The 1,813-nt window shown below is 78.5% G+C and carries 2 protein-coding genes; both read left to right on the top strand.

The features are described 5' to 3' along the window. On the top strand, nucleotides 1-274 hold a 274-nt coding region (locus tag ACIQOV_RS39965), incomplete at its 5' end, for a DUF3027 domain-containing protein (protein WP_401055860.1). Nucleotides 275-503: 229 nt separating this feature from the next. Next, a partial coding sequence (locus ACIQOV_RS39960; RefSeq protein WP_401055859.1) for a sacsin N-terminal ATP-binding-like domain-containing protein occupies nucleotides 504-1,813 on the top strand: 1,310 nt, incomplete at its 3' end.

Here is a 1,813-nt window from a genome sequence, read left to right as displayed (position 1 = left end):
GTGCGCGAGCTGCGGCTTCCTGGTCCCGATCGGCGGCTCGCTCGGACAGGCCTTCGGCGTGTGCGGCAACGAGTTCGGCCCGGCCGACGGCCAGATCGTCTCCTTCGCGTACGGCTGCGGCGGGCACTCCGAGGCGGCCGTCATCCCGGCCCCGCCGGCGCCGTCCGAGCTGATCCTGGACGAGCTGGTGGTCGAGCCGCTCCCGCTGCACCCCGACCGGACCTCCGGCTCGGTCGAACCCGACGCCCCGGCCGAGGAGCTCGGCCACTCCTGAGCCGGGCACGCGCCCAGGCTCCAGCGGCCCGCCCGGTCAACGACCGGCGCGGGCCGCGCTGCTTTCCGGCCGGCGGACGGCGGGTGCCGGGCGGGCGGCGGAAAGGCCGTCAGGTCCGCCGCCGGCGCCGTCCCCGGCCCGCCGGCGGCGGGGCCCGTGGTCGGGAGCAGTCAGTGGGGCAGGGAAGAATGCCCTACGACGAACAGGGCAGCGGAAGGCGGCAGGTCCAGTGGAACCTCGGATCATCGGCAGCGGCACGGACGAGCACCTCGCGGACCCCTTCGGCAGCGCCGCGCTGCGCCGACGGGTGCTGGCCGCCTGGGCCGCCTCGCCGGCCCGGTTCCGGGAGGACGCCAACGCGGAGGAGGAGCTGGCGCTCGGCGGCTACCGGGACCGCCTGGTGGTCGAGTTGGCGCAGAACGCGGCCGACGCGGCGGTCCGGGCCGGGCACGGCCCCGGCCGGCTGCGGCTGACCCTCGCCGACGGCGTGCTCGCCGCCGCCAACACCGGCGCCCCGCTGGACGAGGCCGCCGTCGAGTCGCTGTCCACCCTGCGCGCCTCCTCCAAGCGCGGTGAGACGCCCGCCGTCGGCCGGTTCGGGGTCGGCTTCGCCGCTGTCCTCGCGGTCACCGACGAGCCCGCCGTGCTGAGCGCGACCGGCGGGGTGCGCTGGTCGCTCGGCGAGGCGCGGGCGCTGGCCGCGGCCCAGCCCGAGCTGGCCGACGAACTGCGCCGCCGGGACGGCCACGTGCCGCTGCTGCGGCTGCCGTTCGCGGCCGAGGGCCCGGCCCCGGCGGGCTACGACACGGTGGTGGTGCTGCCGCTGCGGGACGCCGCCGCCGAGGACCTGACCCGCCGCCTGCTGGCCGGGATCGACGACGCGCTGCTGCTCACCCTGCCCGGCCTGCGCGAGGTCGTGGTGGAGACCCCGGACGGCACCCGGACGCTCACCCGGGACGCCGCGGAGACCCGCCCGGACGGGGTCACCGAGGTCACCGTCACCGACGACGCGGGCGGCCGGCTGCGGCAGACGGTCTGGCAGACCGTCGGGGCCTCCGGCACGCTCTCGGCCGAGCTGCTGGGCGACCGGCCCACCGAGGAGCGCGCCCGCCCGTACTGGACGGTGACCTGGGCCGTCCCGGTCGGCCCGGACGGCGTCCCGCAGCGGCCCAAGATCGCCTCCGTGCTGCACGCGCCCACCCCCAGCGACGAGCCGGTCGGTCTGCCCGCGCTGCTGATCGCCTCGTACCCGCTGGACTCCACCCGCCGGCACGTCGCCCCCGGCCCGCTGGCCGACTTCCTCACCGAGCGCGCCGCCGACAGCTACGCGGAGCTGCTGCGCGCCCGCGGCGCCGACCTCGGCTCGCTCGGCCTCGTCCCGGCCCCGCTCGGCCAGGGGGCGCTGGACAACGCGCTGCGCGCCGAGGTGCTCTCCCGGCTGCCCGGGACGCCGTTCCTGCCGCACCCGGCGCCGGTCGAGGAGGGCACGCCCGCGCTGCGGCCGCGGGACGCGACGCTGCTGGAGGGCGCGGACGGCTC

It is taken from the genome of Kitasatospora sp. NPDC091257 (genome assembly GCF_044757675.1).
GTDB lineage: Bacteria > Actinomycetota > Actinomycetes > Streptomycetales > Streptomycetaceae > Kitasatospora > Kitasatospora lactacystinica.
The sequence above is the reverse complement of the archived record's forward strand: the minus strand, read 5'-3'. Positions and strand labels throughout refer to the sequence as shown.